Origin of the sequence: Neoroseomonas terrae (assembly GCF_018129025.1) — a bacterium.
Taxonomy (GTDB): Bacteria; Pseudomonadota; Alphaproteobacteria; order Acetobacterales; family Acetobacteraceae; genus Neoroseomonas; species Neoroseomonas terrae.
On sequence record NZ_JAAEDI010000019.1, the window covers coordinates 25333 to 46034 of the forward strand.

Below are 20702 nucleotides of genomic sequence, written 5' to 3' on the forward strand. Positions count from 1 at the left end.
CGCGACACTTGAAATTGCCTGGACGGAACGTTCCGGCACAGCCAGTCTCGGCGCGGCTGCCGGGGTGGCGGCAACCGCAGGAGGCTGCCGCATGGCCACGATCACCGTTTCCACATCCGTCAGCGCCATCGCCGTGCCCTTCGCGGCGATGCCCTCCGTGATCCGGCTTCCCGGGGCAACCTCCACCAGCGCGACCTACCAGGTCATCGGGAGCAGCGCGACGATCACCCTGACCGGCGTCGGCTTCACCTATGATGGCCAGTCCCTGCCTTCCGGCGGCACCCTTGCCTCCGTCCAGTACCGCCATGACGGCTCGACCCTGTCCTGGACCGCCTCGGGCCTGAACGTCGCCGCGGCTTCCTTCCGCGCCAATGCCGCCACCCTCTATGATCTCCTCTACGGCGGTTCGGACACGGTCATCGGCGGCTCGGGCGCCGACCGGCTCCTTGGCTATGGTGGGAACGACTCCCTCGTCGGCGGAACGGGCGCCGACACGCTGCTCGGCGGCGACGGCAACGACACGCTGGTCGATGGCGGCAGCACCGGTGCCAACGACGTGCGCGGGGAGGGCGGGAACGACTTCATCCGGATGGGCGTTTCCAACGACGCGCAATACGTCGATGGCGGCGCGGGGGAGGACACGCTTCAGGCCGTGAGCATCACCGGCTGGACCGTCACCGGCTTCGAGGCGCTCGCCTGGCACAACTCATACGGCTCCGTCTCCCTAACGGCCGCGCAAATCGCGCAGTTCGACACCTTCGTCATCCAGGGCCCCGCGAACCGGGCCGAGCTTCGCGTCGAGAGCGGCGGCGTCATCGATCTCAGCGCGATCACCTATGATTTCGCGGCGGGACAGCGGCTCGAGGTCTTCGCCGAGGGCGGCGTCCCGCACACGGTGATCGGCCGCGACAGCTCCATGAGCTTCGCCAATGACGAGGTCTTCGTCATGGGCGATTTCTCCAACATCGCGACCTTCGGCGGCAGCGACACCATTACCGCCACCGGCATCGCTTCCACCGTCGACGGCGGCGCAGGCGATGACCGCATTTGGTTCTCCGAACACGGCCTCAGCCGCATCCTGGGCGGTGACGGCAATGATAGGATCTCGCTGGTCGGTCAGACCCCGTCGGTCACGGATGGCAGCAGCACCATCGACGGCGGTGCCGGCAACGACCGCATCTCCGCAAGCGAGGCCGGCGATTCCATCCTCGGCGGCGCCGGGGAAGACACCATCGTCGCGGAGGGCGGCGCCGACACGATCCTCGGCGGCATAGGGGGCGATTCCATCCTGGGCGGCGCCGGCAACGACAGCATCATCGGCGGCAGCGGCGGGGATACGCTGTCGGGCGGCCCCGGCGCCGATCGCTTCGTGTACGACGATGGCGACAGCGGGGTGATCAAGGCGGGCCAGCTCGTCGCCTACGACACCATTCTCGACTTCAACCGCGCGCAGGGTGACCGCGTCGACCTCAGCGCCGTCGACGCCAGTACCGGGATGCTCGGCGACCAGGCCTTCTCGGCGCCGCTCGCCGCCGGCAGCCCGACGCCGGTTGGCGCTGGCAGTCTGCGCTACATGGTCGGCGCGACGGAGACGATTATCGAGGGCTCGACCGACGCCGATGCCGACATGGAGTTCCGCATCGTCATTGCCGTCCCGGGCTACACGCCGATCGCCGCGGACTTCATCCTGTAGCCAGCAAAAGGCGGGGGGCGGCGACGCGGCCTCGCCGCGAGAGAAACCGTGCAACCGGCCGCTTCACTCCCGGCCCGCATCGCGATGACTGGCGCTCCTAGTACCGCGCGTCGCATTCGTCGTCGGCGCGCGCCTGTCACGTCGCCTGGCCCTTCTTGTGTGCGGCGAGCGCCATCAGCCGCCGGTCCCGCCAGGCCGACCGCTCCGCAATACGGTCCGGCGCCAGCGCCCCCCGCCGAGCCTCGCTCACCTGCGTAACCGTCGGCGCATCATAGAGATATGGCGCCTGTTCCTCGGTAATGCCGCCCATCAGCGGCCCGAAGCGCGCGACGTAGTCTGCGACACCGCCGGGCGCATTCAGGTCGATCGTCTCGAACGGCCCCATGAAGGACCAGCGGAGGCCGAGCCCGTCCTTCACGCAGGCATCGACATCCTCGACCGACATGACCCCGTCACGAACCAGTCGGAACGCCTCCGCGACCAACGCCGCCTGCAGGCGGTTCAGCACGAAGCCGCGCGTCTCCTTCATCGCGGTCACCGGCACCTGGCCGACGCGTGCCATCAGGCCCCGCGTGCGCGACACCACGCCCGGATCGGTCCAGGGCGCGCCGACCAGCTCCACCAGCGGCACGAGGTAGGGCGGGTTGACCGGATGCGCGACGAGGCACCGCGCGCGTCCGGCCAAGCCCTCGGTGAACGCGCTCGCGGGTATGCCGGAGGTCGATGAGGCGAGCACCGCCGACGGCCCGCACAGCGCATCCAGCCGCGCGAAGGTCGCCCGTTTCACCTCGACGCGCTCGGGCCCGTTCTCCTGCACATGCTCCGCGCCGTCGAGGCACTGCTCCAGCGTCTGCGCCACCTGCACCCGCGCCGCCACGGCGTCCGGCGCCTCGGCGATCAGCCCGGCGGCATGAAGGTCGGTGAGGCGCGCCGCGACGACCTGCATCGCCGCGTCGCTCGCGCCCGTCGCCGGGTCCCATATCCGCACCGCATGCCCGGCCCGGGCGAACACCATCGCCCAGGCGCTGCCGATCAGCCCCGCGCCCACCACCGCAATCCGTTCCATTCATTCCCCTCCCGGCGATGCCCGCTTGAAGCGCCACGCCCTTCGGGCGATCTAAGGCCGCGTGAACGACCTCCGCAACGCGCCCTATCGCGCCCCGCCGACCACGCCGCCGCCGTTCGGCACGCGCATGCTCGGCTTCTTCCTGCTTGGCGGGACGATGTGGATTGCCGGGCTGCTCGCGCTGTTCCGCGCGATCTTCGCCCTGGTGCCATCCTCGTGATCTCGGCGTTCTGGCGGCGCTGGCTGCTGCCCTTCACCGTCCTGCCGCTGCTGCCGGCGACGCTCGTGAACCTGTTCGCCGGGCGGGAATGGGCGCTGCTCGGCTGCGTCGCCGGCATTGCGCTGCCGATGGCCGCGACCTGGCTGATGCGCCGCGGCCGGGCAGGGGATGCGCAATTCGCCGCCGCCGCCATGGGTCTGGCCGCCGCGCTGGTCGGCTTCCTCGGCGCCGATGCCGGGCCGGTCGCAGCGCTGCTGCTGGGCGCCGGCGCCTGGGGCGGCACGCGCCTGCTCTACAGCGGCGTCACCGAGATCGCGGCCCCGTTGCCGCCGCCCGAACCGGCCCCGCCCGGCCCGCTCGACGACGCCCGCGCACGCCTCGTGCGGATCATCGAGACCGCTCGCGCGGCGTCCGAGCCACGCGTGATCCCCGTTGCCGTCGCGATCGGTGCCGTGCTGGACGAATTCGAGCGCCGGCCCGAACGGCTCGACGAGGCGCGCCGCTTCCTCGGCCTCAACCTCGACGGGCTGGAACGCATCGCCGCGCGCCTGTCGGCCGGCGCCGAGGCGCCACCCAGCCTGTCCACCCTGCTTCGGGAAATGGAGGAGGCGGCCCGTGTTCTCCGCACCCGCTTGCGCGAACAGGAAAGCGCGGCACTCGCGGTTCAGGTGAAAGTACTCGGCGACAAGTTGCGCGAGGCGGGTTACGGCTGATCCGGCAACCCCGCCGTGTGCTAGGTTGGGCGGGAAGTCCGGAGGATGAAGCCATGATTCATCGTGCAACTCTGCTTCTGGCGCTCGCCGTCGCGGCCTGCGCCCCTGAGGGCCCGCCCCCAACGCTGCCGCAGAGCCTGGGCGGCGGCCCGGCCGCCGTCGGCCGCGATCCGATGGTGTTGGTCGGGCAGGAGGTCGTTGGCTTCTTCCGCAACCCGCAGGCCAACCAGCCCGCCGAGGCGGCGCGCGCCGTAGCCGAACTGGAATGGCTGGCCGACACCCTGCCGCGCAACCCGCGCTGGCAGACGGCGAACGCCACCGGCCTGACCGCGCTGCAGCAGGCCCGTTACGAGGCGCGCAGCGCGCTCGGCATTCCGCAGAACGCGCCGGCGCAGAGCGTCATCAACGGCCTCTCCGCTGCGTCGACGGCCATCGCTGCCAACAACCAGGCCGCGCTTGCCAGTGCGCTGCCGCGCAATGTTTTCCCGGTCGGCCCGCAGGCGGTGGTGCAGCGCCTGTCGGCTCCGCCCTCGGTGCCCTCGGCGATGCAGGCGGCCTTCGCGCTGTCGGGCGGGCCGTCCGGCTCCGCGCGGATGCGCTGAACCGCGGCGCGGGCGCCTGAATGTGGGCGGCGTGAGGCTTCGCCTCATGCCGCGGCCACGATGGCGCGCCGGTGTTGGACCAGCGCCTCGCCGGACGCCTGCCTTCGGCGAGACGCTGCGCCGGGCGGAGACCTGAGCCCGGCTTCTGTGAACATGAAATGACGATGCCGACGGTCGAAGAACTCGATTGTCGGCATTACGCTGCACCGCCTGATCCTTGGAGGGACATTCATGATCCGTGCTTCCGCCTTGCTGCTGGCGCTGGCTTCTGCTGCCTGCGCGCCGGTCGGCCCGCCTCCCAACCTGCCGGCGAGCCTCGGTGGCTCCGACGCCATGGTCGGCCGTGACCCGATCGTCGTGGTGGGGCAGGAGGTCGTCGGCTTCTTCCGCGACCCGCAGGCCAACCAGCCGGCCGCGGCGGCGCGTGCGATCGCCGAGCTCGAATGGCTCGCCGATACGCTGCCCAACAACCCGCGCTGGATGACGGCGAGCGACGCCGGCATCAACAGCCTGCAGGAATCGCGCTGGGAGGCCCGCCGCGCGCTCGGCATCCCGCAGCGCGCGCCGGCCCAGGCGGTGATCAACGGCCTGGCCGCCGCCGCCCGGGCCATCGATGCCAATGACCAGGCGGCGCTCGCCCGCGCCCTGCCGCGCAGCGTCTTCCCGCTGGGTCCTCAGGCGATCGTGCAGCGCCTGTCGCAGCCGCCCTCGGTGCCGGATGTGATGCAGGCCTATTGGGCGCTCGCCAACGGCCCGAACCCGCGGCGCGGCGGCGTGCTGTAAGGCAGGCCCCGGTTTGGCGAGGCATTCTCGCCAGATCGATGGCCTGGAGCGACTGCCGTGTGCCGGAGCGACTGCGAACGGACCCAAGGGGTGGCCTTCGTGCTGCCTGATTGGGACGGGAGGATGGGACACATGTTCCGACTGTTCCTCCTGATCCCGCTCGCAGGCTGCGTCGTGGTGCAGCCGGTCCCCGTACCTGTGCCGGTCAATCCGGTCTGCGAGGATCTGGTCGCCGGCGCCGCCTATGGTGCCGCTATCGGCGCCGGCTTCGGTGCGGCGGCCGGCTCCTTCAGCGCGGATGCGGGGCAGGGCGCGGCGATTGGGGCAGGGGTGGGGGCCATTGCGGGGCTCGCCGCCGGTTCTCAGCCCTGCCCGCAGTGAGTTGATGCGCCGCCGCATGCTGACCATCCTCGCGTTGCTGGCGGCGTTGCCGATGCTGCTCGGCTGCATGCTGTGGCTGGGGCAGGAGCGGCTGATCTTCCTCCCCGACGCCCGCCCGATCGCCGCCCCGCCGGGCTGGGAGAAGGCCAGCCTGCGCAGCGCGGACGGTACGGATCTCGCCCTTCTCGTCGCACGCGGGCCGCCCGGCCGCCCGGTCGTGCTGCACTTCCACGGCAATGGCGGCAATGCCGAAGACCGCGCGGACCTCGGGAATGCTCTGAAGAACGCTGGCTTAAGTATTGTTCTTGGAGAATATCGCGGTTACGCGGGTAATCCCGGTCAGCCGGGGGAGGCCGCCTTCGCCGCCGACGCGGCGGCGATGCTCGCATGGGTCCGACAATCCTTCCCCGGCGCGCGGCTGCTGCTATGGGGCGAGAGCCTCGGCACCGCCGTCGTGACGCGCTTGGCGGCCGGGCAGGACGACGTCGCCGGTATCATCCTCGAAAGTCCCTTCACCTCGGTCGCCGACCTCGCCGCCGCGACCTATCCCTGGTTGCCCACCGGCCTTCTGCTGCGCCACCGCTTCGAGAACCTGCCCCGCATGCCGGCTATCGCCGCGCCGGTGCTCGTGGTGGCGAGCGCCGGCGACCGCCTGACGCCGCCCGACCATGCCCGCCGCCTTGCCGAGGCCGCGCCGGACGCCCGCCTCATCATCCTGCCCGGGGCCGCGCATCCGGCGATCCTGAACGACCCGACAGGTGCGGGCCTGCGCGCCGCGATGGAGTTTCTCGCCCGCTTCGAGTGAGGGTTGCACCTCCGCAACGCATGTTATCCTTCCCGGGCTCACGCCGGAGGAACCCATGCGCTCCCACCCCGCCCTCGCTCTGCTTCTTCTCGCCGCCGCCTGTACGCCGCAGGGGACATCGCCGACCCTGCCGCAGGGCGTCGCCGCCCCCGGCGCCACCAACCGGCCCGTGCTCGGCGTGGGGCGCGAGGTGACCAGCTTCTTCCGCAACCCGCAGCCCAACCAGCCTGCCGCCGCCGCCCGCGCCATCGCCGAGCTCGAATGGCTCGCTGACAACCTGCCGAACAATCCGCGCTGGCAGAACGCCAGCGCCGTGGGCCTGAACGGCATCCAGCAGTCGCGCTGGGAAGCCCGCCGCGCCCTCGGTATTCCCGAGCGCGCGCCCGGCCAGGCGGTGATCAACGGCCTCGCCGGCGCCGCCCGTGCCATCGATGCCAACGACCAGGCGGCACTCGCCCGCGCCCTGCCGCGCGGCACCTTCCCGCTGGGCGCGCAGGAGACCGTGCGCCGGCTTTCCGCACCGCCACAGGTGCGTGACGTCATGGGCGCGTATGAGGCGCTGATCACCGTGCCGGTGATGGGCGCGACGCACTAAGGGGACGGGCGCTGCCCGCGCAACGCGCGGGGAAGCGACGATGACCGGGCCATTCTGGCCAATGGGTGGCGCCTTGACCGGGGTGCTGCCCGCTGGTCCGATGACTCGACGGGAAACGTCAACCGGAGGAACCGCCATGCGCGCCTGGGCCGTCGTCGAAACGGGCAAGCCGCTCAAGGAAATCGAACTGCCCACGCCTGAGCCCACCGGCAAGCAGGTGCTGCTCGAGATCACCCATGCCGGCGTTTGCCACTCCGACCTGCACATCTGGGAAGGGGAGTACGACCTCGGCTCCCGCGGCAAGATGCGCCTGACCGACCGCGGCGTGGTGCTGCCTCTCGCCATGGGCCACGAGATCGTCGGCAAGGTGGTGAAGTGGGGGCCCGAGGCCAACGGTGCCGGCCTCAAGGTCGGCGACCAGATGATCGTCTTCCCCTGGGTCGGCTGTGGGAAATGTGCCGAATGCCTGGCCGACGAGGACAACATGTGCCGCGTGAAGCCGGCCTCCCTCGGCGTCTACCAGAACGGCGGCTACGCCACCCATGTCGTGGCGCCGGAGCCGCGGCACCTCGTGCCGCTGGGCGGCCTCGACCCGTCGCTCGCGGCCACCTACGCCTGTTCCGGCATCACCGTGTTCAGCGCCATCAACAAGGTGATGCCGATGCCGCCCGACGACCCGATCGTGCTGGTCGGCGCCGGCGGCCTCGGCCTGAACGCCATCGCCGTGCTGAAGGCGAAGGGGCACAAGCGCATCGTCGTCGTCGATGTCTCGCAAGCGAAGCTCGACGCGGCGAAGAAGGAAGGCGCGAGCGACACGGTGCTGGCGGATGGTGAAGACACCGCGAAGCGCATCGTGGAGGCGGTCGGCGGCCAGGTCGGCGCGATCGTCGATCTGGTGAACGGCACCGACACGGCCCGCTTCGCCTTCGATGCGCTGCGCAAGGGCGGCAAGCTGGTGCAGGTCGGGCTGTTCGGCGGTGAGATGAACATACCGCTGCCCCTCATGCCGATCCGTGCCCTGACGATCCAGGGCAGCTACGTCGGGAATGTGAAGGAGCTGCGGGAACTGGTCTCGATCGCGCAGTCCGGCGCCTTGCCGGCCATTCCGATCACCAACATGCCGCTGAACCAGGCCGATGCGGCGCTGAACCGGCTCAAGGATGGCAAGGTGGTCGGACGGATCGTGCTGACCGCCAGCGCAGCGTAGGCCGCGCCGGGGAGGGGCATGCTCCTCTTCGGCTATCTCAGCGGATAGGCCTCGCCGCTCACGGGATCGCGGCCCGGATCGGGCGTGCCGGCGATGGTCCGGCGCACCCGATCCCCGCCTTCGGAACCTTCATTCATCTGGTTGGGCGGCGCCGACCCCTGCGGGTAGGCCCCGACCACCAATAGCGGCCCCTCCGCCCCGAGGTTGCGGTGCCCGGTTCCCGCCGGCAGCACGACCACGTCCCCCGCCGCCAGCTCCACCCGCACCCCGGCCTCGCCGCCAAGCTGCACCTGCACCGTGCCGGTCACGATGGCCAGCGCCTCATGCGCGTTCGAGTGGTAGTGGTGCCAGTCGAAGATCCCGTTGCGCCAAGCGGGCAGCCAGCCATGACGGCGAAACAGCGCCTCCGCCCCGTCCGGATCGCCCGGTGCTACGGCACCGCGGTGCAGCAGCACCGGCAGGCGCGGGTTGTTGGGGATGGTGACGCCATCCGGTAGGAAGATCAGCTCCGCGCCGTCCAATCGGTGTTCGTGCATGCCACGCCCGCTCCCGCGCTCCAGGATCTGAGCCATCATGCCTCGCCTGACGCGTGGCCTTCATCAAATGACGGTTGGCGGTGGGCCGGGGTGGTCCCGGACAGCAAAAAGGCCGCCCCTCTCGGGACGGCCTTTGCAGGGATCAGGCAGGTCCTGGCGGATCAGCGGCGCGCGCTGCGCCCGGCCGGGGCCTGGGCCACTTCCTCCAGGCCCAGCGCGGCGGCCTGCGCCGCGCCGCCCTGCAGCCGGGTGCCGGCGAACATGGCGCCTCCGGTCGTGTCCGGCCGATTGTGGATGAAGCCCTGCAGCGGGTAGGTGCGGCCGTAGTTCTCGGCGCTATGGCCGACCTGCACCCGCACCTGCGACCAGTCATTGCTCGGGGAGGCATCAACCACCGACACGCCGCGCATGATGGACCCACGGCGGATGCCCGGCCCGCCCCAATTGGCGTGATGGATCATCACCTCGCGGGAGGAGATGATGCGCTCGACGACCGCAACATGGCCGGCGCGCATGCCGCCCGATCCCGGGAACGCCATGATGGAACCAACTTCCGGGCGGCTGCTGCGGGCATAGAGGCCGGCCGCATTGTGCCACCACTGGCCACCATTGCCCGTGATCGCCATGCCGGTTGCCTGGCGGGCATAGGGCACACAGGAGATGCCGGCACCACCGCCAGCGGCATAGCGCCCGCCACCGCGGCGCGCCGTGCTGCCCCGTGCGGCGACGGCCGTGCGGGATGCGACCGCCGCGCCGCGGCGCTGTGCGGTGCCGCGCTGGGTTGCGTTGGCGGTACGCTGGCGGGCCGGGGCGGCGTTCGTACGGGCGGGGCTGGCTGCGGCGGTGCGGGCCGGTTTGTTCTGCCGGGCCTCCGGCGCCCTGGCTTCTGCGCTCGGCGCGCCGAAGCCCAGTCCACTCAACAGGATCGCCAAGGCGATCGCAGCCCCCGTTACCTTCATGTGCCCCCTGCGGCCCCCTGCTTTCTGAAATCTGGGGTAACAATGGGGTGGTGACGCTGCAACCCGCGGGGTGCGTGATGCGTATCATCTAAGGTGATTTCCGTTCTGCCGCCCGCTCGCGGGCCGCAGAAGAAGACAGCAGTCTTAGGAATGCGGCGAGAATGGGGCCGGGCTACAGTGTGGCGGCCCAAAAACAACAACGCCCGGCGATTAAGCCGGGCGTTGAAGCAAGAGTCGCTGAAACATTTCCTGCCGGCACTTGCCGGCGCGGCCCCTCAGCGGCAGGCGGTGACCATGATCTCAACGAGGATCCGCGGATCGGCCATGTTCGCCTCGACGCAGGCGCGGGCCGGGGCCTGGCCCTCGGCCAGCCACGGGGTCCACACCTCGTTCATCGCGCCGCGCTCGGCGATGTTCTTCACCCAGATCGTGGCCGTCAGCAGGCGGGTCTTGTCGGTGCCGTTAGCCTCGAGCGCGGCGTCGATCTTCGCCAGCACTTCCTCCGTCTGGCCCTTGATGTCCTTGGACAGGTCATTGGCGGTCATGCCCGCCAGATAAACGAAATTGTGATACTCGACCGAGGACGAAAGGATCTTGTTGGTGCCCTGACGGGTGATCTTGCTCATGCCGGCCGCTCCTTGAGGTCTGCGCCGCAGCGCAGCTGCGATGACGCGCCTCTGGGGCGCGGCCCGGTTCTAGAACAGGATTCGCGGACCGGGAATGACCCCCGGGCATGTCTGGGCGCCAAGCCTTGCTGCGATTGGCGGGACGGCCGCGCGCAATCAGGGCCGGCCCGCGCTTTTGGCGGCCGCTGCGCAGTGCGGGCATCCGCCGCCCAGCCCCTTGCCGGTCGCGCAGCCCTTTGGCCCGCCTTCGGGCGAACACGCGGCGGCCTCGAGCGGCGCGGCCGTCTTGGCCTGTGCGTTGCGCAAGGCGGCGCTGGCGAGGAACAGCATCGGCAGCGTGGTAGCGGCGAGGCCGCGGCGGGTCGTGCTCATGCCGCCAGTGTCAGGCCGATGTTGCGGCGGACGAAGGAAATGCTTCAGCGGCCGAAGGCGCGGCGCGGACCGCCGCACAGCGGGCAGCGCCCGCCTGTCGCAAGCGGCAGCGCGTCCTGCAGAGCCTCACAGGCAATGAAGCTGCCACCCGGATCGCCGCAGTGACGGCGGTCGGGCGGTGGCGCCGTGACCGCGGCGGCCACCCCGGCGTCCCGCGGGAGCCCCATCATCGGCATGATCGTCAGCGGCAGCAGGCGGCGCGTGACCATGGGAAGGGTCCTCGATGCACGCGCGAAACCTATCATGCTATTCGCGTCACGCGACAGATGCGGCCGGGGCGGGCAGGCGAGGCTGCCTCGCCCCGGGGCGCCTGTCAGGCGTCCTCGGCGACCTTGTGCGCCGCCAGCGTCTCGAGCGCCTTCACCAGCCCGGAATGATCGAGTTCCGCGCCGCCCGCCGCCGCGACGGCCGCGAACAGCTGCTGGGTGGACGCGGTGTTGGGCAGGGCCACACCGAGGTCCCGCCCGGCCGCGAGGGCCAGATTGAGATCCTTCTGGTGCAGCCGGATGCGGAAGCCCGGGTTGAAGGTCCGCTTGATCATCCGTTCGCCATGCAGTTCCAGGATGCGCGAGGTGGCGAGCCCGCCCATCAGCGCCTGCCGCACCTTCGCCGGGTCCGCGCCTGCCTTTGAGGCGAAGGTGAGCGCCTCGGCCACCGCTTCGATGGTCAGCGCGACGATGATCTGGTTCGCGACCTTGCAGGTTTGGCCCGCGCCGATCGGGCCGACCAGCGTGACGTTCTTGCCCATCACGTCGAACAGCGGCTTGGCCCGGTCGAAGGCCGCATCCGAGCCGCCGACCATGATCGTCAGCGTCGCCTGCTTGGCGCCGACCTCGCCACCCGAGACCGGCGCATCCAGGTAGTCGCCGCCCTTGGCCGCGATCTTCTCGGCGAACGCCTTGGTGGAGGTCGGGCTGATCGAGGACATGTCGATGACGAGGGTGCCGGGCTTGAGCCCCTCGGCCACGCCCTTCGCGCCGAACAGCACGGCCTCCACATCGGGGGTGTCGGGGACCATCAGGATGACGATCTCGGCCGCGGCGGTCGCGGCGGCGATGTCGGCGGCAACGGAGAACGCCGCGCGATCCTCGGCCGTCAAGCTCTTGCGCTCGACCACCGTGATGTCGTGGCCCGCGGCCTTGAGGTGGCCGGCCATGGGGCGGCCCATGATGCCGAGGCCGATGAAGGCGATCTTCATGCGTTCACTCCGATAAAGCGCGTCGAGTTGGTCGGGCGTAACGCCCCTGCGGTTGCAGCAATAACGGGTTTGCCGCCTCGCGAACACGGGGCCGCCATCGGGCCGAAAAACGAGGCATTGAACAAAAAATAAGACATGATATCGAGTCGCGAGCGTTCTATGAGAACGACTTGTCTCGTCGGCGAACAGAATGATGCGCCATTGTCCCGGAAAGCGGATGTGCCGCTGCACGCTCTGCTTCGCTGCATGCCTGGCGATGCTGGCTTCGCTCGCTGCGTCCGCGCAAGCGCAAGACAGCTTCATCCGCTTGGATACATCGGCGTCGAACGGGCCGGCCGTCTCCATGCTCGGCACCGGCCTTGGACCGTCCTATGCCGCCATGGCGCTGGAAATGACCTGCCCGGACGGTGGGGTCTGGACGCTGGACCTCACGGGTATCCGCGTCCAGCCGGGCATCCGGCTCGATGTCGGTTTCGGGGATTCGCGTGGCACCTTCATCCCGGTGCCCGCGATTCCACTGGAATTCGCGCCTGACCGGCTGCGCTTCACGATCAGTCGCAGCGTCTTCGCCCGGGCGCTGGCCCAGGCGCAGGGCGAATATCCCGATGCCGACGGCAGCGACCTTCGGATCCTGCTCGGCGGCATCGCCGGCCTGTCGATCGGCCGCGAGGCGATGGCGCGGGAGATGACGGCGTTCATGGGCGACTGCGAGCCGCACCGGCGAACGGCGACTGCGCGGCGGTGATCGGGGAGGGGACCTCCGGCCCCTTCCTACTCCCTGTAGGGCGCGAACCACCCCAGCCCGGCCGCGGTCTCTCCCGCCGGCCGGTACTCGCAGCCGATCCAGCCGCGGAAGCCGAGCGCGTCGATCCGGTCGAACACAAAGGGCCAGTTCACCTCGCCGGTACCGGGCTCGTTGCGGCCGGGATTGTCCGCCACCTGCATGTGCGCGATCAGCGGCAGGTGCTTCTCGACGCGCTTCACCACGTCGCCTTCGGTGATCTGGCAGTGATACAGGTCGAACTGCATGCCGAGCCGGTCAGGGCCCACGGCGTTGATGATCGCCGCCGCCTGGTCGGTGGTGTTCAGGAAGAAGCCGGGGATGTCCCGGTGGTTGATCGGCTCGATCACCGGCTTCACGCCGGCCTTGGCGCACTCCTCCGCCGCCCAGGCCAGGTTCGCGCCATACACCGCCGTCAGGGTATCGTGCGAGACCCCGTCCGGCTTCAGCCCCGCCATCACATGCAGCCGGGGGCAGCCAAGGGCCGTGCAGTATTCCAGCGCCTTCGCGATGGCATCGCGGAACTCGCCCTGGCGGCCGGGCAGGGCGGCCATGCCGCGCTCGCCCTTCGTCCAGTCGCCGGGCGGCGCATTGAACAGCACCTGCGACAGTCCGTTGTCCTTCAGCCGCCCGGCGATATCGGCCGCCGGGAAGTCGTAGGGGAACAGGAACTCCACCGCCTTGAAGCCGGCCCCGGCGGCCAGCGCGAAGCGGTCGAGGAAGGGCACCTCGTTGAACATCATCGACAGGTTGGCGGCGAAGCGAGGCATCCCGGCATTTCCCCCAAAGGTGGTACGGCAGGCTAACGCCGCCCCTTTCCCCGGGCCAGTCCCGGGCTCGCGCGGCGGACGGGCTTCGGGCAGGATGCTGTCATGCCCCTGGACACCCCGCGCACGGCGCGCCTCATCGGGATCGTTGCGCTGGCCGGGCTCGCCGCGGCCTGCCTGCTGGTGCTGCGCCCTTTCGTCTCCGCGCTGCTCTGGGCCGTCATCCTGGCCTTCTCCACCTGGCCGGTCTTCACCCTGGTCCGGCAGCGCCTGCGCCTGTCGCCCGGTTTCGGGGCGGCGCTGATGGTCGTGGCGCTGTTCCTGGTGGTCGGCCTGCCGATCATCCTCGCCACGCCGACGAGCCGCGAGGAGATCGATGGCCTTCGCAACAGCCTTGAGGGCCTGATCACCGACGGCCTCCCCGGCCTCGGCCGCTGGCTGTCCGGCCTGCCGGTGGTCGGCCCCTCGATCCATAGCTGGATCGGTGACGCGGAGTTCGACCTGCTCGGGCTTGCGGGCCTGTTGCGTCCCTATGCCGGCACGCTGACGTCGCAGGCCGTGTCGATCCTGCTCGCCGTGCTGTCCGGCATTGCCGAGTTGCTGCTCGCCATCGTGCTTGCCTTCTTCTTCTATCGCGACGGGCCGGCCATGGCGAAGCGGGTCGAGGCGCTCGCGCTCCGGCTCGCCGGCGCGACCGGCGTCCGCATGATGACGCTGGCGGCCGATGTCACGCGCGGCGTGGTCTGGGGCCTGGTCGGCACGGCGATCGCGCAGGGCATCCTGACCGGCATCGGACTATGGATCGCCGGCGTACCGCAGGCGGTGCTGCTCGCCGTGATCGCGGGCGTCATCTCGATCCTGCCGGTCGGCGCCCCGCTGATCTGGATCCCCTCCGCCCTGTGGCTGCTGACCCAGGGCCAGACGGGCTGGGGGATCTTCATGGCCCTGTACGGCGCCCTGGTCATTTCCTCGGTCGACAACATCATCCGTCCCTGGGCCATCGCCCGCGGCGCGGACCTGCCGCTGCTGCTCACGCTGATGGGCGCGCTGGGCGGTGTCTTCGCTTTCGGCTTCCTTGGCCTGTTCCTCGGCCCCGTGGTGCTGGCGGTGGGCTACACGCTTCTGCTTGAATTCGCTGCCGGGGTGGAGGAGGGACCGCAATCCCCTTCCGCCCCGACCCCGCCGGCCCTATAGCCGCGGGCTTCGTCGAAAGCCGGTCCAGAAGGCGCCGGCGCTGGGAGCGAGGGAGTACGGAGGGATGCGTAAGCTGCTGATGGCGGCCGCGCTGGCCATGGGTCTGTGCGCCGCAGCAACGACAGAGGCGCGGACGGTGCGCTGGGCCGCCTCGGGCGATCCCAACACCATGGATCCGCACAGCCAGAATGTCGGCACCGTCACGATGGTGCTGCAACAGATCTATGATCCGCTGATCGCCCGCGACCAGGAGCTCGGCCTCGCCCCGGGCCTCGCCACACGCTGGGAACAGGTGGAGCCCACCCGCTGGCGCTTCTGGCTGCGCGACGGCGTGAAGTTCCATGAGGGCCAGCCCTTCACCGCCGCTGACGTGGTGTTCAGCATCACCCGCGCGCAGCAGCCGACATCGAACTTCGCCATCTATGTCGACACCATCGACCGCGCCGTGCAGGTCGAACCGCTGGTCGTCGACGTCATCACCCGCGTGGCCGACCCGATCCTGCCCAACAAGATCGCGTCGCTGCTGATCATGTCGCAATCCTGGTCCGAGCAGCACAACGCCACCCGCCCGCAGAACACCCGAGCGCGGGAGGAGATGTACACCACCCGCAACACCAACGGCACCGGCGCCTACCGCCTGACGGTGCGGGAGCCGGACGTGCGCACCGTCATGGTCCGCAGCAACGATTGGTGGGGCTGGCGCGAGCCGGCGAGCCGCGACGCGAACATCACCGAGATCATCTATCGTCCGATCGCCTCGGACGCGACGCGCGTCGCCGCGCTGCTGTCGGGCGAGGTGGATTTCGTGCTCGACCCGCCGCTGCAGGATCTCAACCGCCTGCGCGCCGCGCCGAACATCAAGGTGACGGAAGGCCCCGAGGTCCGCACCATCTTCCTCGCGATGGACGTGCATCGGGATGAGCTGCTGTATTCCGACGTGCGCGGCCGCAACCCGCTCAAGGATATCCGGGTGCGTCGCGCGCTGTACCAGGCGATCGACATCCAGGCGATCCACCGCACGACCATGCGCGGCCAGTCGGTCGTGACCGGCACCTTCTTCCCGCCGCAGGTGAACGGCTACGTGCAGGAGGAAGACGTCCGGCTGCCCTACGACCAGGCCCGCGCCCGCGCTCTGCTCGCCGAGGCGGGGTATCCGAACGGCTTCGAAATCACGCTCGACTGCCCGAACAACCGCTACATCAACGACGAGCAGATCTGCCAGGCGGTCGTCGCCATGTGGGCGCGCGTCGGCGTGCGCGCGCGGCTGAACTCCATGCCGCTGGCGCCGTTCTTCGCGAAGATCCAGCGCGACGACACCTCGATCTACCTGCTCGGCTGGGGCGTGCCGACGCTCGATGCGCTCTATTCCTTCCAGTCGCTGCTGCGGTCCCGTGATGGCGGGCAGGGCAACGGCATCTGGAACTATGGGCGGTATTCGAACGCCCGGATGGATGAGCTGATCGAGGTCATGACCAACCAGTCGGGCGCGCCGCGGCAGGAAGCGATCCGCGAGGCGCTGCGCATCTATCGCGAAGATGTGCCCCATATCCCGCTGCACCACCAGATGATCCCCTGGGCGATGCGGTCCAACTTCACCATCCCGCACATGGCCAACAACCAGCCCTATTTCCGCTGGGCGCGACTGAACTGAACGGCAAGGCGGGCGCGGCGGACCTGCCGCCGCGCCCCTGGAGTGATTGAATGTTCGCCTTCATCGTCAACAGAATCCTGCAGGCCATCCCCGTGATGCTCACGGTGGCCCTCATCTCCTTCGCGATGTTCGCCTATGTCGGCGACCCGGTGGCGATCATGCTGGGGCAGGACTTCACCGAAGCGCAGCGGGCGGCGCTGGTGCGCGATCTCGGCCTCGACCAGCCCTTCTGGGTGCAGTTCGCGGAGTTCGTGGCGAATGCTGTCCAGGGGCAGTTCGGCCTGTCGTACCGCCTGTCGCGCCCGGTCGCCGAACTCATCGCCGAACGCGCGCCCGCCACGCTGGAACTGGCCTTCTGCGCCGCGACACTCGCTCTGCTGATCGGCGTCCCGATGGGGGTCTATACGGGCCTGTATCGCAACTCCTGGCTGTCGCGATTCTTCCTGACCTTCTCGCTGATCGGCGTGTCGCTGCCGACCTTCCTGATCGGCATCCTGCTGATCCTGTGCTTCGCGGTGTGGCTCGGCTGGCTGCCGTCCTTCGGGCGGGGAGACACAGTGCAGCTCGGCTGGTGGTCGACGGGCTTCCTGACCTGGTCAGGGATCAAGGCGCTGATCCTGCCCTCGATCACCCTCGGCCTGTTCCAGCTGACGCTGATCATGCGGCTGGTGCGCGCCGAGATGCTGGAGGTGCTGCGCACCGACTACATCAAATTCGCCCGCGCGCGCGGCCTGCCGAACCGCGCCGTGCATTTCGGCCATGCGCTGAAGAACACGCTGGTGCCGGTGATCACCATCGTTGGTCTGCAGCTCGGCGCCATCATCGCCTTCGCCATCGTGACCGAGACCGTATTCCAATGGCCCGGCATGGGTCTGCTGTTCATCCAGTCGGTCGGCGTTGCCGACATTCCGGTGATGAGCGCCTATCTCATGCTCATCGCCCTGGTCTTCGTGACGATCAACCTGATCGTCGACCTGCTTTACTACGCCGTCGATCCGCGGCTGCGCATCGGGCGCGGGAAGGGGGGGCACTGACATGGCCGCCGCCGTGAAGCGCTTCTTGGATTCCGACCTCTGGTGGTCGTTCCGCCGGTCGCCGGTGACTGTCGCCTCGGCCATCGTCGCGGCCATCTGCATCATCGGGGCGGTGCTGGCCCCGCTGATCGCGCCGCACAACCCCTTCGACCTCGCCAGCCTCAACCTGATCGACGCCTTCAAGCCGCCGATCTGGACCGAGGAGGGCGCACCCGAATATCTGCTCGGCACCGACGACCAGGGTCGCGACGTGCTCTCGGCCATCATGTATGGCGCGCGCGTCTCGCTGCTGGTCGGCCTGTCGGCGACGATCTTCGCGACGCTGCTCGGCGTCACCCTCGGGCTGATCGCAGGCTATGTCGGCGGCGCCGTGGACAGCCTGCTGATGCGAATCTGCGATATCCAGCTCACCCTCCCCTCGATCCTGGTTGCCCTGCTGGTCGATGGCGTCGTCCGCGCCGCCGTGCCGCGCGAGGTGCACGATCAGATCGCGCTGTTCGTCGTCATCTTCGCCATCGGCATCAGCGAATGGCCTAAATTCGCCCGGACCGTGCGCGGCTCGACGCTGGTCGAGCGCAACAAGGAATACGTCCAGGCCGCGCGCGTCATCGGCGTGCCGAAGGTCCGCATCATGGCGAGCCACGTACTGCCCAACGTGATCGGGCCGGTCCTCGTCGTCGCCACGCTGAACCTGGGGCTGGCGATCCTGTCGGAGGCGACGCTGTCCTTCCTTGGCGTCGGCGTGCCGCCGACCCAGCCCTCGCTCGGCACGCTCATCAGGATCGGCAACGACTTCCTGTTCTCCGGCGAATGGTGGATCACGATCTTCCCCGGCATCGCGCTGATCGCCATGGTGCTTTCCGTCAATCTCCTGGGCGACTGGCTGCGCGACGCCCTCAATCCGAAGCTGCGCTGATGTCGAATACCGCTCCCCTGCTGCAGGTGCGGAACCTGCGCGTCGAATTTCCCACCCGCCGCGGCACGCTGGTCGCGCTCGACGATGTCTCCTTCGACATTTCGCCTGGCGAGGTGCTCGGCGTCGTTGGTGAATCCGGTGCCGGCAAGTCGATGACCGGCGCGGCGATCATCGGCCTGCTCGAACCCCCCGGCCGCATCGCGAAGGGCGAGATCCTGTTCGACGGCAAGCGGATCGACAATCTCCGCTACGAGCAGATGCGCCGCATCCGTGGCAAGGACATCGGCGCGATCTTCCAGGACCCGCTGACGACGTTGAACCCGCTCTACACGGTCGGCCGCCAGCTCGTTGAAACCATGACGACCCACCTGCCGATCGGCCCCGGTGAGGCCCGCAAGCGCGCCATCGGTTGGCTCGAGATGGTCGGCATCCCGGCGGCCGCGCAGCGCATCGACAGCTACCCGCATGAATTCTCGGGCGGCATGCGCCAGCGCGTCGTCATCGCACTCGCCCTCTGCGCCGAGCCGCGGCTGATCGTCGCCGACGAACCCACCACCGCGCTCGACGTCTCGATCCAGGCGCAGGTGATCGCGCTGCTGAAGACGCTGGCGCGGGAGAAGGGCACGGCGATGATGCTCGTCACGCACGACATGGGTGTGATCGCCGAGACGGCCGACCGCGTCGCGGTGATGTATGCCGGCCGTGTCGCGGAGATCGGCCCGGTGCGTGAGGTGGTGAAGCACGCGAACCATCCGTATTCAGTCGGCCTGATGGCTTCGATCCCGCCCCTGGACCGTCGCGTCGAACGCCTCGCGCAGATCGACGGCGCCATGCCGCGTCTTTCCGCCATCCCGCAGGGCTGCGCCTACAACCCGCGCTGCCCGCAGGTCTTCGACAAATGCCGCGTGCTCAGGCCCGACCTGATCAATGCCGGCACCACTCGCGCCGCCTGCTGGCTGTTCGACACGGAGCTGGCCGATGGCTGACGCCACCCCGATGTTCGAGGCACGCGACCTCGCCCGCCATTTCGACGTCTCCCGCCCACTGCTGCAACGCCTGGTCGCCCGCGAGGGCCGGCGCATCCTGCGCGCCGTCGACGGCGTGTCCTTCGCCATCCCGAAGGGCACGACACTCTCGCTCGTTGGTGAATCCGGCTGCGGCAAATCGACCGTCGCCCGGCTCTCCGTCGGCCTGTACGGACCTTCCGCCGGTTCCGTGACCTTCGATGGCCGTGACCTCGCCGAGGCCCGCGCCATGGCCGACCAGCGCCGGCGCATGCAGATGATCTTCCAGGATCCCTACGCCTCGCTAAACCCGCGGTGGCGCGTGGCGGACATCATCGCCGAACCGATCCGCGCCTTCGGCCTGATGAAGACCCGCGCCGAGCAGGAGAACCGCGTCGCCGAGCTGCTGACCCAGGTCGGGCTCTCGCCACTCGACGGCCAGAAGTTCCCCCATGAATTCTCCGGCGGCCAGCGGCAGCGTATCTCGATCGCCCGCGCGCTGTCCTCCAACCCGGAATTCCTGGTCTGCGACGAGCCGACCTCGGCGCTGGACGTCTCCGTCCAGGCGCAGATCCTGAACCTGATGAAGGAGCTGCAGCAGCGCCTCGGGCTGACCTACCTGTTCATCAGCCACAATCTCGCCGTCGTGCGGCAGGTCAGCGACCGCATCGGGGTGATGTATCTCGGCCGCCTCGCGGAACTGGCCCCGGCCGAGGCGCTGTTCCGCACCCCGCGGCACCCCTATACGCGCGCCCTGATGGAAGCGATCCCGGACCTCGACATGACCGGGCGCGAACGCATCCCCGTCGGCGGCGAAGTTCCGTCGCCCATCACCCCGCCGCCGGGCTGCTCCTTCCACCCGCGCTGCCCGCTGGCGAACGACCGCTGCAAGCGCGAACGGCCGGAGCTGAAAGTGGCCGGGGATGCGTTGGTGGCGTGCCATGCGGTGGAGGAAGGCCGCGACGACGCGATGCCGATGCCGGCGATTGCACGGGCGGCGGCGTAGGTCCGGCGTCGTTTTCGCGCCGCCAAACGAACTCAGCCAGCCAGATGGCGGACGAGGTTGTTCAGCGACGCCTCGTTGCCCTCACGAACTCCATCCAGCATGGCGTCGCCGATGAATGACGCCACCTGGACGGTGGCAAGGATGCGCGTCCCGCTCCCCTGAGCCACGAGCTCCACCGTATTCAGGCAGGTCATGACGGTGCGACCCCCGGCATGAATGACCTCGGCGGTCACGATCCGCTCGGACGGGACGATCGAGAGGTAGGTGGTGCGACCGGCGTATTGCGGCGCCTCCTTCGATCCGCAGCGGAAGGTGTCGACGCCGCCTTCCGTGAAATCGGCAGTCTCATAGGCGAACATCGCCGTATCCGATGGCGCGCTCCAGGCCTGGCGCTCGGCGGGATCGGCATAGGCGGCGAAAACGCGCTCAGGCTCGGCACCTGTTTGCCGCTCGAAGACGAAAGTCCGATGGCTGACGCCGGTCATTGGACGCTCCCGATCGCGAATTGGATCGGGCCAGGGGATACTATTCTG

General features: G+C 69.4%; 25 protein-coding genes. 16 read left to right on the plus strand and 9 right to left on the minus strand.

What is annotated here, in order from left to right; genetic code table 11:
• The first annotated feature begins 91 nt into the window (after positions 1–91).
• Entirely contained in the window at positions 92–1693 is a 1602-nt protein-coding gene (locus GXW78_RS17725) for a calcium-binding protein (RefSeq protein ID WP_211870178.1), read from the plus strand.
• 136 nt (positions 1694–1829) lie between these two features.
• Here GXW78_RS17725 and GXW78_RS17730 read toward each other — a convergent pair whose 3' ends face one another.
• Positions 1830–2759 carry a 3-hydroxyacyl-CoA dehydrogenase gene (locus tag GXW78_RS17730; RefSeq protein WP_211870179.1) on the minus strand — a complete coding sequence of 310 codons (930 nt, stop codon included), beginning with the start codon at positions 2757–2759 and terminating at the stop codon, positions 1830–1832.
• Positions 2760–2820: 61 nt separating this feature from the next.
• Between GXW78_RS17730 and GXW78_RS17735 the strand changes: the two genes are divergently transcribed.
• The 8 genes from GXW78_RS17735 (at position 2821) to GXW78_RS17770 (ending at position 8065) form a co-directional block, all read left to right on the plus strand.
• A complete protein-coding gene (locus GXW78_RS17735; RefSeq protein WP_211870180.1) occupies positions 2821–2979 on the plus strand; it encodes a hypothetical protein in 159 nt (52 codons plus the stop codon).
• Positions 2976–3692 carry a hypothetical protein gene (locus GXW78_RS17740; protein ID WP_211870181.1) on the plus strand — a complete coding sequence of 239 codons (717 nt, stop codon included), beginning with the start codon at positions 2976–2978 and terminating at the stop codon, positions 3690–3692. Before GXW78_RS17735 ends, GXW78_RS17740 begins: the two co-directional genes overlap by 4 nt.
• Positions 3693–3745: 53 nt before the next feature.
• Complete coding sequence (locus GXW78_RS17745; protein WP_211870182.1) at positions 3746–4294, plus strand: hypothetical protein; 549 nt, start codon at positions 3746–3748, stop codon at positions 4292–4294.
• 231 nt (positions 4295–4525) lie between these two features.
• Complete coding sequence (locus GXW78_RS17750) at positions 4526–5077, plus strand: hypothetical protein (RefSeq protein ID WP_211870183.1); 552 nt, start codon at positions 4526–4528, stop codon at positions 5075–5077.
• A gap of 132 nt (positions 5078–5209) precedes the next feature.
• A complete protein-coding gene (locus GXW78_RS17755) occupies positions 5210–5458 on the plus strand; it encodes a YMGG-like glycine zipper-containing protein (RefSeq protein WP_211870293.1) in 249 nt (82 codons plus the stop codon).
• A gap of 16 nt (positions 5459–5474) precedes the next feature.
• A complete protein-coding gene (locus GXW78_RS17760; RefSeq protein ID WP_211870184.1) occupies positions 5475–6263 on the plus strand; it encodes an alpha/beta hydrolase in 789 nt (262 codons plus the stop codon).
• 55 nt (positions 6264–6318) lie between these two features.
• Positions 6319–6858, plus strand: a complete 540-nt coding sequence (locus GXW78_RS17765; protein WP_211870185.1) for a hypothetical protein — start codon at positions 6319–6321, stop codon at positions 6856–6858.
• Positions 6859–6994: 136 nt separating this feature from the next.
• Positions 6995–8065 carry an alcohol dehydrogenase gene (locus tag GXW78_RS17770; RefSeq protein ID WP_211870186.1) on the plus strand — a complete coding sequence of 357 codons (1071 nt, stop codon included), beginning with the start codon at positions 6995–6997 and terminating at the stop codon, positions 8063–8065.
• A 32-nt stretch (positions 8066–8097) separates the two neighbouring features.
• On the opposite strand, the gene GXW78_RS17775 is transcribed toward GXW78_RS17770, so the two are convergent.
• The 6 genes from GXW78_RS17775 to GXW78_RS17800 all read right to left on the minus strand — a co-directional run bounded on the left by GXW78_RS17775 (position 8098) and on the right by GXW78_RS17800 (position 12161).
• Positions 8098–8601, minus strand: a complete 504-nt coding sequence (locus tag GXW78_RS17775) for a cupin domain-containing protein (RefSeq protein ID WP_211870187.1) — start codon at positions 8599–8601, stop codon at positions 8098–8100.
• A gap of 161 nt (positions 8602–8762) precedes the next feature.
• Positions 8763–9560 (minus strand): CHAP domain-containing protein, encoded by a 798-nt coding sequence (locus tag GXW78_RS17780; RefSeq protein WP_211870188.1) that lies wholly within the window; start codon positions 9558–9560, stop codon positions 8763–8765.
• 275 nt (positions 9561–9835) lie between these two features.
• The gene (locus tag GXW78_RS17785) at positions 9836–10186 is read right to left on the minus strand and encodes a RidA family protein (RefSeq protein ID WP_211870189.1); all 351 of its coding nucleotides are present in this window, start codon (positions 10184–10186) and stop codon (positions 9836–9838) included.
• A gap of 156 nt (positions 10187–10342) precedes the next feature.
• Positions 10343–10558: a hypothetical protein gene (locus tag GXW78_RS17790; protein WP_211870190.1), complete on the minus strand. Its 216-nt coding sequence runs from the start codon at positions 10556–10558 to the stop codon at positions 10343–10345.
• A 44-nt stretch (positions 10559–10602) separates the two neighbouring features.
• A complete protein-coding gene (locus GXW78_RS17795; RefSeq protein ID WP_211870191.1) occupies positions 10603–10827 on the minus strand; it encodes a hypothetical protein in 225 nt (74 codons plus the stop codon).
• 104 nt (positions 10828–10931) lie between these two features.
• Entirely contained in the window at positions 10932–12161 is a 1230-nt protein-coding gene (locus GXW78_RS17800) for a 2-hydroxy-3-oxopropionate reductase (protein WP_338147775.1), read from the minus strand.
• Between GXW78_RS17800 and GXW78_RS17805 the strand changes: the two genes are divergently transcribed.
• Positions 12160–12561 (plus strand): hypothetical protein, encoded by a 402-nt coding sequence (locus GXW78_RS17805; RefSeq protein ID WP_211870192.1) that lies wholly within the window; start codon positions 12160–12162, stop codon positions 12559–12561. The two genes, GXW78_RS17800 and GXW78_RS17805, sit on opposite strands and share 2 nt — an antisense overlap.
• A gap of 26 nt (positions 12562–12587) precedes the next feature.
• Here GXW78_RS17805 and otnI read toward each other — a convergent pair whose 3' ends face one another.
• Entirely contained in the window at positions 12588–13367 is a 780-nt protein-coding gene (otnI, locus tag GXW78_RS17810; protein WP_211870193.1) for a 2-oxo-tetronate isomerase, read from the minus strand.
• A gap of 102 nt (positions 13368–13469) precedes the next feature.
• Between otnI and GXW78_RS17815 the strand changes: the two genes are divergently transcribed.
• From GXW78_RS17815 to GXW78_RS17840, 6 genes are all read left to right on the plus strand, one after another.
• Positions 13470–14558: an AI-2E family transporter gene (locus GXW78_RS17815; protein WP_211870194.1), complete on the plus strand. Its 1089-nt coding sequence runs from the start codon at positions 13470–13472 to the stop codon at positions 14556–14558.
• Between the two features lie 64 nt (positions 14559–14622).
• Positions 14623–16209, plus strand: coding sequence for an ABC transporter substrate-binding protein (locus GXW78_RS17820; protein ID WP_211870195.1), 1587 nt, complete (start codon positions 14623–14625; stop codon positions 16207–16209).
• A 50-nt stretch (positions 16210–16259) separates the two neighbouring features.
• Complete coding sequence (locus tag GXW78_RS17825) at positions 16260–17243, plus strand: ABC transporter permease (RefSeq protein WP_211870196.1); 984 nt, start codon at positions 16260–16262, stop codon at positions 17241–17243.
• A gap of 13 nt (positions 17244–17256) precedes the next feature.
• Positions 17257–18159, plus strand: a complete 903-nt coding sequence (locus GXW78_RS17830; RefSeq protein WP_338147776.1) for an ABC transporter permease — start codon at positions 17257–17259, stop codon at positions 18157–18159.
• Complete coding sequence (locus GXW78_RS17835; protein ID WP_211870198.1) at positions 18159–19145, plus strand: ABC transporter ATP-binding protein; 987 nt, start codon at positions 18159–18161, stop codon at positions 19143–19145. Before GXW78_RS17830 ends, GXW78_RS17835 begins: the two co-directional genes overlap by 1 nt.
• Positions 19138–20169 carry an ABC transporter ATP-binding protein gene (locus tag GXW78_RS17840; RefSeq protein ID WP_211870199.1) on the plus strand — a complete coding sequence of 344 codons (1032 nt, stop codon included), beginning with the start codon at positions 19138–19140 and terminating at the stop codon, positions 20167–20169. The genes GXW78_RS17835 and GXW78_RS17840 overlap by 8 nt, the downstream gene beginning before the upstream one ends.
• Positions 20170–20201: 32 nt before the next feature.
• Here GXW78_RS17840 and GXW78_RS17845 read toward each other — a convergent pair whose 3' ends face one another.
• Positions 20202–20654: an SRPBCC domain-containing protein gene (locus GXW78_RS17845; protein WP_211870200.1), complete on the minus strand. Its 453-nt coding sequence runs from the start codon at positions 20652–20654 to the stop codon at positions 20202–20204.
• Positions 20655–20702: the final 48 nt, after the last annotated feature.

Coding starts and splice junctions, on each gene's coding strand:
- GXW78_RS17805 (WP_211870192.1), top strand. CDS start 12,160: ATGCTCGGCACCGGCCTTGGACCGTCCTATGCCGCCATGGCGCTGGAA.
- GXW78_RS17745 (WP_211870182.1), top strand. CDS start 3,746: ATGATTCATCGTGCAACTCTGCTTCTGGCGCTCGCCGTCGCGGCCTGC.
- GXW78_RS17755 (WP_211870293.1), top strand. CDS start 5,210: ATGTTCCGACTGTTCCTCCTGATCCCGCTCGCAGGCTGCGTCGTGGTG.
- GXW78_RS17750 (WP_211870183.1), top strand. CDS start 4,526: ATGATCCGTGCTTCCGCCTTGCTGCTGGCGCTGGCTTCTGCTGCCTGC.
- GXW78_RS17820 (WP_211870195.1), top strand. CDS start 14,623: ATGCGTAAGCTGCTGATGGCGGCCGCGCTGGCCATGGGTCTGTGCGCC.
- GXW78_RS17730 (WP_211870179.1), bottom strand. CDS start 2,759: ATGGAACGGATTGCGGTGGTGGGCGCGGGGCTGATCGGCAGCGCCTGG.
- GXW78_RS17785 (WP_211870189.1), bottom strand. CDS start 10,186: ATGAGCAAGATCACCCGTCAGGGCACCAACAAGATCCTTTCGTCCTCG.
- GXW78_RS17825 (WP_211870196.1), top strand. CDS start 16,260: ATGTTCGCCTTCATCGTCAACAGAATCCTGCAGGCCATCCCCGTGATG.
- GXW78_RS17795 (WP_211870191.1), bottom strand. CDS start 10,827: ATGGTCACGCGCCGCCTGCTGCCGCTGACGATCATGCCGATGATGGGG.
- GXW78_RS17725 (WP_211870178.1), top strand. CDS start 92: ATGGCCACGATCACCGTTTCCACATCCGTCAGCGCCATCGCCGTGCCC.
- GXW78_RS17775 (WP_211870187.1), bottom strand. CDS start 8,601: ATGCACGAACACCGATTGGACGGCGCGGAGCTGATCTTCCTACCGGAT.
- GXW78_RS17845 (WP_211870200.1), bottom strand. CDS start 20,654: ATGACCGGCGTCAGCCATCGGACTTTCGTCTTCGAGCGGCAAACAGGT.
- GXW78_RS17800 (WP_338147775.1), bottom strand. CDS start 12,161: ATGGAGACGGCCGGCCCGTTCGACGCCGATGTATCCAAGCGGATGAAG.
- GXW78_RS17780 (WP_211870188.1), bottom strand. CDS start 9,560: ATGAAGGTAACGGGGGCTGCGATCGCCTTGGCGATCCTGTTGAGTGGA.
- GXW78_RS17840 (WP_211870199.1), top strand. CDS start 19,138: ATGGCTGACGCCACCCCGATGTTCGAGGCACGCGACCTCGCCCGCCAT.
- GXW78_RS17835 (WP_211870198.1), top strand. CDS start 18,159: ATGTCGAATACCGCTCCCCTGCTGCAGGTGCGGAACCTGCGCGTCGAA.
- GXW78_RS17770 (WP_211870186.1), top strand. CDS start 6,995: ATGCGCGCCTGGGCCGTCGTCGAAACGGGCAAGCCGCTCAAGGAAATC.
- GXW78_RS17815 (WP_211870194.1), top strand. CDS start 13,470: ATGCCCCTGGACACCCCGCGCACGGCGCGCCTCATCGGGATCGTTGCG.
- otnI (WP_211870193.1), bottom strand. CDS start 13,367: ATGCCTCGCTTCGCCGCCAACCTGTCGATGATGTTCAACGAGGTGCCC.
- GXW78_RS17765 (WP_211870185.1), top strand. CDS start 6,319: ATGCGCTCCCACCCCGCCCTCGCTCTGCTTCTTCTCGCCGCCGCCTGT.
- GXW78_RS17790 (WP_211870190.1), bottom strand. CDS start 10,558: ATGAGCACGACCCGCCGCGGCCTCGCCGCTACCACGCTGCCGATGCTG.
- GXW78_RS17760 (WP_211870184.1), top strand. CDS start 5,475: ATGCTGACCATCCTCGCGTTGCTGGCGGCGTTGCCGATGCTGCTCGGC.